Origin of the sequence: Bacteroides caecigallinarum, from assembly GCF_021530995.1 — a bacterium.
In the GTDB taxonomy this organism is placed as follows: Bacteria; Bacteroidota; Bacteroidia; order Bacteroidales; family Bacteroidaceae; genus Phocaeicola; species Phocaeicola faecigallinarum.
In genome coordinates this window covers 1-10,490 of the sequence record NZ_JADYTF010000121.1, presented here as the reverse complement: position 1 = coordinate 10,490, position 10,490 = coordinate 1, and the positions used below count along the sequence as shown (strand labels likewise).

The 10,490-nt window shown below is 43.9% G+C and carries 6 protein-coding genes and 2 pseudogenes; all 8 read left to right on the top strand.

Translation table 11 applies throughout. From position 1 onward, the window contains the following. The first annotated feature begins 129 nt into the window (after positions 1-129). Entirely contained in the window at positions 130-903 is a 774-nt protein-coding gene (locus I6E24_RS13700; RefSeq protein WP_235329095.1) for a patatin-like phospholipase family protein, read from the top strand. A gap of 11 nt (positions 904-914) precedes the next feature. Then, entirely contained in the window at positions 915-1,787 is an 873-nt protein-coding gene (locus I6E24_RS13695; RefSeq protein ID WP_235329094.1) for an aldose 1-epimerase family protein, read from the top strand. A 7-nt stretch (positions 1,788-1,794) separates the two neighbouring features. After that, positions 1,795-3,018, top strand: coding sequence for an exonuclease SbcCD subunit D (locus I6E24_RS13690; protein WP_235329093.1), 1,224 nt, complete (start codon positions 1,795-1,797; stop codon positions 3,016-3,018). 6 nt (positions 3,019-3,024) lie between these two features. After that, a complete protein-coding gene (locus tag I6E24_RS13685; RefSeq protein WP_235329092.1) occupies positions 3,025-6,426 on the top strand; it encodes an AAA family ATPase in 3,402 nt (1,133 codons plus the stop codon). Positions 6,427-6,476: 50 nt separating this feature from the next. Beyond that, positions 6,477-6,827 (top strand): annotated as a pseudogene (locus I6E24_RS17505) ((deoxy)nucleoside triphosphate pyrophosphohydrolase); the annotation flags it as partial. Positions 6,828-6,890: 63 nt separating this feature from the next. Then, positions 6,891-7,316: pseudogene (locus tag I6E24_RS17500) on the top strand (alcohol dehydrogenase catalytic domain-containing protein); the annotation flags it as partial. A gap of 196 nt (positions 7,317-7,512) precedes the next feature. Further along, entirely contained in the window at positions 7,513-9,393 is a 1,881-nt protein-coding gene (locus I6E24_RS13670; RefSeq protein ID WP_235329096.1) for a sialate O-acetylesterase, read from the top strand. Between the two features lie 102 nt (positions 9,394-9,495). Then, positions 9,496-10,410, top strand: a complete 915-nt coding sequence (locus tag I6E24_RS13665; protein WP_235329091.1) for a DUF368 domain-containing protein — start codon at positions 9,496-9,498, stop codon at positions 10,408-10,410. Positions 10,411-10,490 lie beyond the last annotated feature (80 nt).

The following is a 10,490-nucleotide window of genomic DNA, read 5'->3' as shown; positions in this document are numbered from 1 at the left end:
AATTAAAATTGGCTGGATATAAAATTTATGGGAATAGAAGCTGTTAATATGTAATAATTGATTTATATTTACTGCTGAAAACTTCATAACAACATGGGAATTCAAATTGTAAAACAAGGTAAAAGAGATATGGATAGAACTTTTCCATATAATATAGGTCTGGCTCTTAGTGGTGGAGGGGCTAAAGGATTTGCCCACTTAGGGGCTTTGCAGGCTCTTGAAGAAAGGGGAATAAAGCCTGATATAATATCCGGTACGAGTGCCGGGACTATTGTGGGAGCTTATTATGCCGCGGGACTTAAACCTAAGGAGATTCTTAAACTATTCCTGAAACATGATGCAATGGATTTTATCAGTTTTACAATTCCGAAGGAGGCTTTCCTGAAATTTGACGGCTTTATTAAATTTCTGAAGGAAACTTTGCCTGTGAAACGCTTTGAGGATCTTAATGTCCCGCTGTGTGTTGTGGCTTCGGATTTCGACAAAGGGGAATGCAAGGTCTTTACAGAAGGAGAGCTTCTGCCGAGGGTGATAGCTTCGTGTTCTATCCCTATCTTGTTTAAGCCTGTCATGATAGACGGGGTGAGGTATGTGGATGGAGGATTGTACAAGAACTTTCCGGTCACTCCGATACGTGATGTGTGCAGAAGAGTAATAGGGATAAATGTTTGCCCAAAGTTGGACGAGGAGTATGATGATAATATTCTGCACGTAGCTATGAGGTCTTATCTGTTTATGTTCAGCCAGAATGCTGTGGAGGATTCAAAGCTTTGCGACCTGTTGCTCGAAGTGGATTCGATAGAGGGTTTTAATATCCTCAGGCTGAAGAATGCAACTAAAATTTATTATCAGGGTTACAGGCAAATGGCGGAGTTGCTTGATAAAAATGTATTGTCTATATAAATAAAATAATAATGGAGAAATTATCGAATAATGAACTGAGCATTCAGGTGAAGGCTGCAGGGGCAGAGCTTTGCAGCATCATGTGTAATGGTAAGGAGTATTTATGGCAGGCCGATCCTGCTTTCTGGAACAGACATTCGCCTGTGCTTTTCCCTATTGTGGGCAGGGTATGGGGTAATGAGTACAGATGCTGTGGCGGAACTTTTGCTTTAGGACAACATGGATTTGCACGCGACATGGACTTTCAGCTTATAAGCAAGACTGACGATGAGGTGTGGTATAAGCTTACTGACAATGAGGAAACTCATAAGAAATATCCTTACAGCTTTTGTCTTGAGATAGGATACAGAATTGAAAAGAAAAAGATTCATGTGATGTGGAGGGTTACAAATACCAACGATGGGGATATGTATTTCCAGATTGGCGCGCATCCGGCTTTTTATTTCCCCGGCTTTGATTCTTCGACTAAGGAACGCGGATTCTTTGGATTTGACAAGAAAGATGGACTGGAGTACATCCTTATAGGTGATAAGGGTTGTGCAAATACAGATGTACATTATCCTCTTGAACTTCGTGACGGTTTGTTGCCTATGGATACTTCCACTTTCGATGGTGACGCCTTGATTCTTGAAAACGGGCAGGTGGGCGAAGTGACGCTATATGACAACTCGCGCAAGGCTGTGTTGCGTCTGCTGTTTGATGCGCCTGTGGTAGGTCTGTGGTCGCCTCCTGGAAAGAACGCTCCGTTTGTTTGCATCGAGCCGTGGTATGGCAGATGTGACAGGATGAATTTCGATGGCGAATATAAGGATAAGGACTGGATACAGCATCTGCAGAAAGGTGGGGTATTCAACGGGGGATATGTGATTGAAATAATGGAATGATTTTTTTATGAAGATACTTCACACCAGCGACTGGCACTTGGGACACACGCTATATGAGCATGACAGGACTGCGGAACATGCCGCTTTCCTGTCGCAACTCAGGGATATAGTGGAGGAGGAGAAACCGGATGCTCTTCTTGTTTGTGGCGATATTTACGACAGGACTAATCCATCTACTTCGGTACAGAGAATGTATTATAAGGCTTTGTTGGATATGCATGAGGCGTGTCCGGAAATGGCTATAATCGTTACCGCAGGTAATCATGACAGCAAGGCGATGCTGGAGTTGGGACGTGAGCTGTGGCTTATGGCTGGAGTGAGGGTTATAGGTCAGGTGGAACGCAGGGATGGTGTGATAGACCTGGACAGACATATCATTGGTATTGATGATGCTGATGGTGTGAGAAAGGGGTATGTGGTGGCAGTGCCGCATATCTTCGACCAGAATTATCCTGCTTTTGAGGGTGATACTACGAAGGAGGATAGAAGAAACTCTTTTTTCAGGGCTTTACAGGAGAGGGTGAAGGAAGTCAATGCGGAAGGGCTGCCGTTTGTCATGATGGCTCATCTGACGGTCGCGGACTGTAACTGTGAGGGGCATGATCCGGAGATGATTGGCGGAATAAATGAGGTGCCGCAGGAGGAGCTGGGGCGTGTATATGACTATATCGCATTGGGGCATATACATTATCCGCAGACTATGAAAGGGCTTCATGGAGTGGCAAGATATTCGGGCTCGCCTGTTCCTGTGAACTTTGACGAGACTTATCCACATTCTGTTTCTGTTGTGACACTGGAGCATGGATCGGCTCCGGATATCAGGGTGATTAGGATTCATAACGTCAAGCCTATACTGACTGTGCCTGCTGTGCCTTCTGGTTTTGAGGAGGCTTTGGCGGAACTGGAAAATATAGCTGATGATGAAGTTTGCTATGTGAGACTGAACATTATGATGGACAAGCCTATGCCTTCGGACTACATGGAACGCATCGCACAGGCTTTGAATGGGAAAATGGCGGAATATTGCTATTGTAAAATCACAAGACCCGAAATGGATGAAGTGGCTGATGATACAGCTGTGACTTATGATGAATTCCGTGAACTCAGTCCGATAGATGTGGCTCAAAGATTTTATAAATCGAAATTCGGAACTGAAATGCCGCAACAGATGGCTGATATGATAGTTGAGGCTGTACGGAGATATGATGAGGATATTGACAAAAATTTCTGACAATCTATGAAACTGATAAAACTGAAAATTGAGAATATTGCGTCCATAGAAACCGCCGAGATTGATTTTGACTGTGAACCTCTGGCCGGTAGTTCTGTCTTTCTTATTACAGGTGATACGGGGGCCGGTAAATCTACTATTCTCGATTCTATATGTCTTACTTTATATAATACTACTCCGAGACTGAATATGGCTTCGGGGACGAAATCGAATTTCGGAACTGACAATATAACGGCAAGGAATACGTCGAATCTGTTAAGGCATGGAGCAAAACAGGCTTCGGCTATTCTGAATTTTATCGGTTCCGACGGGGTGGAGTATGAGGCTGTATGGCAGGTGAAACGCAACAGAAACTATAAGCTTACTTCGCCTGAACAGACACTCTCGTGGGGCGACGTGACACTGAAGAATGCCGATGCTGTAAAGAAGATTACGGAGGAGGCTGTCGGGCTGGATTTCGATCAGTTCTGTCGTACTACCATGTTGGCGCAGGGACAATTTACGCAGTTTCTGAAGAGTAAGGATGATGATAAATCGGAAATACTGGAAAAACTTACGGGAACGGGTATATATTCGGAAATAGGAAAGAAGATTGAGGAAATAAAGAAGGAGAAGGAAGCGGAGTATGCGGCTCAAAAGAGTGTTACGGCAGGTATTGTACTTCTCAAGCAGGAGGAGACGGATTCGCTCAAGGAGAGGCTGTCGGTGGTGTCGGCAAGGAAAAAGTCGATGGATTGTGAGGTGGAAAGGCTGGATGCCTGCATAAGATGGCTGGAGATGAAAAGAAAAATTGATATGGAACTGTCCGTGGCAGAACAGAATGTAAAGTCGTGTGACGAGGTGATTAATTCTGAAAGTTTCAAGGAGGAGGCCAGACTTATTGCTGATATGGACAGGACTGAATCGGCACGCAACAGCGTAAGGATGCTTAGGGATGCGGAGAAGAGGATTGGAGAGCTTAATGCAGAGACTGAGGGACTGAGACTGCGCTACATTACTCTGTGTAAGGGCAGGAATGGGTTGAAGGACTGGATAGACCGGAAGAATGAGTATATGGTTTCGCTGGCAGGAAAGATGGAAGCGGCAGCCGGGAATGTTGCAATGTTTGCCAACGCTCAGAAAATTGAGACTTTGCTGAATTCTGCTTCTGAGGCTGTGGGCAGGATTAAGACCGGTAGGGAGAAACTGAAGGTGATTGAAAATAATTTGCCGGCTCTGAACAGGGGGGTAGCCGAAGCTGAAGGTGTATTGGAGCAGGCTGTCAAGGTTGTATCTCTGAAGGAAGAGGAATATGAGAAGGCTGCTAGAGAATTGAAGACACTGAAACCTGATGAGGTGAACGCCGAAGTACACAGGCTTGATAAGGAGAAGGATGCCTTGAACGTATTGTCCGGTCATATAGCTGAACTTAAGAGTGGTTATTCTTCTTTGGAAAGGATTGACAAGGAGATTGCTGTCTTAAAGGAGGAACTTGGGAAACGTAACGGAGAGTATATTTCTGAAAGTAAGAAACTGGAGGAGGTTACAGCAAGATATAACGAAGCCAAGAGGGCATACGATGGTGTGGAAATGTCGCTCAGGGAGTGGACTGTGAGTGTCAGAGCCAGACTTAAGGTGGGCGATATGTGTCCGGTGTGCGGACAGAGAATTGACAAGCTGGTTTCTGACGAGGAATGTAGTGAGAGGCTGAAGCCGCTTGAGGAGATGGTTGTAAGCCTGGAAAAGGAATTGCGTGATACGTCGTCGTTATGCAGTGGGATATCCATGATTATTGAAAAATTAAAGAAGGATCTGGCTGCAAGAGAGAAAGAAAGGGTGGCGGATGTTGATGGAGTGAAGAGGCTTGCGGAAAAGGTTTTTGAGGAATGTAAGTCGCTTGCATTGGATGCGGGAAAAGAAGATGGAGTGGACATTGCTGTAGTGGAAGCCGGAATGAATACCAGGGTGGAACGTTTGTCTGCAAGGATGAATGAGCTGCAGGAGGTACAGAAAAAGATTAATGAATGTAACAAGGCTCTTGCGGAAATGGGTAGCAATCTTTCTTTGTCGAGAAAGGAAGCTGATAAGTCTCAGAAATTGAGGGATAAGGCAAAGGATGCACTCTTGTCTGCGGTTAAGGAACAGGAAAGGATAAATTCGCTGATGGATGCCGACGGGCAAACGATGGAGAAGGCCTTGAGCGATGCGGGAGAGATGATAAGCATTGAAGGATGGAGAGGCAGATGGGAGACTGATTCAAAGGCTTTTGTCTCTTCACTTACAGAGGCGGCAGCTCAGTATTATGGCTGGGAAAAGGAGCATGCGCAAACGGAGAAAAATCTGACAAAGGCTCTTCCGGCACTGGAGTATGTGGAGAAAGTGCTTTCGGAGGTGGCATTGCAGTGGCCTGAATGGGCTGAGCTTGAGGTGACAGAGTCTGTCCCTACGGAAGGACTTAAAGATATGTGTGACGCGTTTGACAACAAGGTGAGGGGCTTTGTGGCTACGCTTACTGCCGAACGAGAGAAGGCTGGAAAGGCCGGAAAGGAAGTGGAACTTTTTATCTCCGGGCAAAATGATATTGACAGGGAGCGTCTGGAATATCTGGCGGATGTGAAGGATGTGAAAGATATAAGAGATATACATAACAGGAAAATATCGGATGCCAAAAGTGCTTCGGGAATACTGGATGCAAAGAAGAAGGAGATGGCGGCTCATATGGCTGTCCGTCCTGAATCTCTTGCTGACGATGATTCGGATGAAAAGCTTGCCGGTTTGTTGAAGGAGGCGCGTTCATCTTCGGAGGAACTTATGGCCGAGATGGGACGTATAGACCAGCAGCTTAAGAGTGACGCGGAGAATGCCGCACGTTTCAGGAAGGAAAAGGATAGAGAAGAGGAGCTTATGAAGGTGTTTACGGAATGGGATACACTGAACAGGCTTTTCGGTGGTGGCGATGGTAAGATTTTCAGAAGGATTGCACAGAGCTTTATTCTGAATGACTTGTTGCAGAGGGCGAACGGCTATCTAACGAAACTGAATAAGAGGTATCGTCTGGATTGCGAGCCGGGTACTCTGACCATACGTATGATGGATATGTATCAGAATGACGCACAGGGACCGGTGGATATTCTCTCGGGCGGTGAGGGTTTCCTGGTTTCACTGTCACTGGCATTGGCTTTGTCGTCGCTCAACAGGAGGAATCTTTCTGTAGATACATTATTTATAGATGAGGGTTTCGGAACTTTGAGCAGTGAGGTTTTGAACACGGTGATGGATATGCTGGAGAAACTTCAGAGCCTGAACGGTAAACGTGTGGGAATAATCAGTCATGTGGAGGGACTGAAGGAGAGAATTGCCGTGCAGGTGAAGGTGAGACGCATAGACCAGACACGAAGTACGGTGGAAGTGGTGGATTGCAGAATATAGTTGCTTTCAGGATTAAATGGAATTGTTGAACTGATATAAGTGTACATGATATGAAGCATATAAATGTTGTTGCGGCTGTGATAGTTACTGGGAATGGAATTCTTGCTACTCAGAGAAGTCATGGTGAGTTTAAGGATAAATGGGAGTTCCCGGGAGGTAAGATAGAACCGGGAGAGACGCCTGAACAGGCTTTGAAACGTGAGATTAAGGAGGAACTGGATGTTGATATAAGCATTGATTCGTATATTGAGGCCGTCCATTATTCATATACTGATTTTGAAATCAAACTTTATGTTTTTGTCTGTTCTGTGGCTTCGGGCAATATCACCTTGAAGGAACATAAATCTTCTGAATGGCTGAAAACCGATGAGCTTGATTCTATGGAATGGTTGCCGGCGGATAAGGTGGTGCTGCCTGCGCTGAAACGGTATTTTGATAATGTGACGGTAGACAAAAAGAGTTTGATGCCGGCATATACTTATATCGAAAAAGGGCATTTCGCTTTAACAGAGAAACATGTGCCGCATATTGTTAATCCGAAAGATGCGATAGTGCGTGTTACGTTGGGCAGTATATGCACCAGCGATCTGCATATCAAACATGGAAGTGTGCCTCGTGCTGTTCCCGGGATAACGGTGGGACACGAGATGGTTGGAGTAGTGGAGCAGGTGGGTAGCCTTGTCTCAAATGTGAAACCGGGTGACAGGGTTACTGTAAATGTTGAAACGTTTTGCGGAGAATGTTTCTTCTGCAGGAACGGGTATGTAAACAACTGTGAGGACCCTGACGGTGGCTGGGCTTTGGGATGCCGTATAGATGGCGGACAGACTGAGTATGTGCGTGTGCCACATGCAGATATGGGACTCAACAGAATACCTGACGGTGTGACCCTCTTATAACACACCGTTTTGCACTTGATGATATTGATGAGGCTTACCGTATTTTCGAGAATCGCCTTGATGGGGTTATTAAGGTGGCTGTAACAGGAAAACAATAATATATTTATAGATTGACCAAAAATTAGAATTTATGAAAAAACATTTTTTGAAATCAGGACTTGTTTTTCTAAGTCTGTTGTTGTATGGTATGGTGGCTTATGCCCAGGACCCTAATTTTTATGTTTATCTGTGTTTGGGACAGTCCAATATGGAAGGAAATGCCAGATATGAATCTCAGGACACTATTGTCAACCCTCGTTTTCAGGTCCTTTCGGCTGTAGATAATGATGAGGTGGGAAGAGTTAAAGGTAAATGGTATCCGGCACGTGCACCATTGTGCAGGAAGGGTACAGGACTGACACCTGCCGATTATTTCGGTAGAACTATGATAGAGTATCTTCCGGAAAATGTGAGAGTTGGTGTTGTGCACGTGGCTATTGGTGGATGTCGTATTGAACTTTTTCAGAAAAATGCCCGTGAGGAATATATAAAGACAGCTCCGGACTGGATGAAGGGAATGCTTAAGGAATATGATGATAATCCTTACGAGAGACTGGTCGAGATGGCCAGAATAGCTCAAAAGGATGGAGTTATTAAAGGTATTCTGTTGCATCAGGGAGAATCGAATACCGGTGATAAGGAATGGCCGATGAAGGTAAAGGATGTTTATGATAATCTGCTTGCTGATTTGAATCTTAAGGCTGATGAAGTGCCGCTCATTGCTGGAGAGGTGGTGAATGCCGATCATGGAGGTACATGTGCAAGCATGAACGAAATTATAGCTACATTGCCTCAAGTGATTGAAAACTGTAAGGTGGTTTCGTCGGCAGGACTTAGCTGTGCAGCGGATCATCTGCATTTTGACGCTGCCGGTTATCGCGTTTTAGGCCGAAGGTATGCCGAAAAGGTGTTAGGAATGATGGGAATAAAGCTTCGTAGTGTGGAAGACGTTATTGATAATACTGTTCCTGCGTCTACCAATATGCATGGGTGTGATTTCCCTCGTCTGGATAAGGATAACCGTGCATATTTCCGCATATATGCTCCTGAAGTGAAAAGATTGCAGGCTGACGTGTGCGGTATTAAATATGACATGAATAAAGATGAGAACGGATGGTGGACTTGCCGGACTAACCCTCTGGTGCCTGGTTTCCATTATTATTTTCTTCTTGTAGACGGATTGTCAGTAATTGATCCGATGAGTTGCACGTTCTTCGGATGCAGTCGTATGGCTAGCGGTATAGAGGTTCCTGAAGGTAGCGAAGGTGATTATTATCGTGTGAAGGATGTTCCTCATGGCCAGGTGAGAATGTGTACGTATTATTCTGAGTCTCAACAGCGTTTCCGCCGTTGTGTGGTTTATACTCCTGCCGAATATGAAACGAAAAAGAACAAGCGTTTCCCAGTATTGTATTTGCAACATGGTATGGGAGAAGATGAAACAGGTTGGAGTACTCAGGGGTATATGTATAACATACTGGATAATCAAATAGCAGAAGGAAAGTGCAAACCTATGATTGTTGTTATGGAGAGCGGAGATATAGAAGTGGGCTTCAGACCTCGTCCTGGTAAGGATGTCAATGAGGAAAGGAATGCTTATGGAAGTTCGTTCGCTACTCTTATGGTGGAAGATCTTATACCATATATAGATAAGACATTCCGTACGTATACTGATCGTGAACACAGGGCTATGGCAGGACTTTCATGGGGTGGTAAGCAGACTTTTGACATTACACTGTGCAATCTTGATAAGTTCTCATACATAGGTGGTTTCAGTGCTGCGATATTTGGGCTTGACGTGAAAACTGCATTCAACGGGGTATTTACTGATGCAAAGTCCTTCAACAAGAAAGTGAATTATTTCTTCCTGGGATGTGGTACAGAAGAAAATATGGGAACTGAGGCTTTGGTTAAGTCATTGCGCAAATCTGGTATCAATGTAGAATATTATGTTTCGGAAGGTACTGCCCATGAATGGTTGACATGGAGGAGATGCCTGAATGAGTTTATACCGAATCTGTTCAGATGAATATAAAAAAACGCAATAGAAATATTAAAACATTATAATGAAAAGAGTGTTTTTAAATCTATTTTTTACATTTGCAGACGAAAAATAAATTAATTATAAGGTATGGAACGTAAATTAAAGGATTACGCAACACTAGTATTGAAAGGTATGGGAATGGGTGCCGCAGATGTGGTGCCTGGTGTGTCAGGTGGAACAATTGCTTTTATTGTAGGCATATATGATGAATTGATCAATTCTATCAAGAGTATCAATGTGAAAAACCTGAAACTGCTTTTTACAGGCAAGATCATGGAATTTTGGAAAGGAATCAACGGTAATTTCCTGATTTCAATCATTCTTGGAGTTGGAATAAGTATTTTCTCGTTGGCAAAGGTAATAACATGGCTGCTTACAGATCATCCTATACTGGTATGGGCGTTTTTCTTTGGTCTGGTTTTGGCCTCTACATGGTTTGTATCGAAAGATATTAAGGAATGGAACTGGAAAACCATATTGTCATTCATTATTGGAGTGGGTATCGCTTATTATATCACTGTGGCTACACCGGCTGAAACGCCTACAAACTATCTGTTCATATTCCTTTGTGGGGCTATTGCCATTTGTGCCATGATTCTGCCTGGTATTTCGGGAAGCTTTATTCTGGTACTTCTTGGAAAATATTTCTACATAATGGAAGCCGTGAAAACATTTGATATTGTAATTCTGTTGGTTTTCGGCAGTGGAGCTTTTATCGGAATCACTTCTTTCTCCAGAGTCCTGTCGTATGCACTGAAGAATTTCAGGAATATAACTCTCTCTGTATTGACTGGCTTTATGCTTGGGTCATTGAACAAGGTTTGGCCATGGAAAAGAGTAGTGGAGTTTTATACTGACAGTCATGGAGTGGCAAAACCTCTGATTGAAGAGAATATTCTCCCAAATCAGTATGTGGTAGAGGCCGTGGTATTGATGGTTGTTGGTTTCCTGCTGGTATATTTCCTTGAGAAACTGTCTTCTAAAAAGCAAATTGAGGCTTAAATATTTTCCTGTAAATAAAGGATATATTGATTGTTAAGAGAAAAGATTGATATTATATGCCTGAGACCGGTATATAGTGT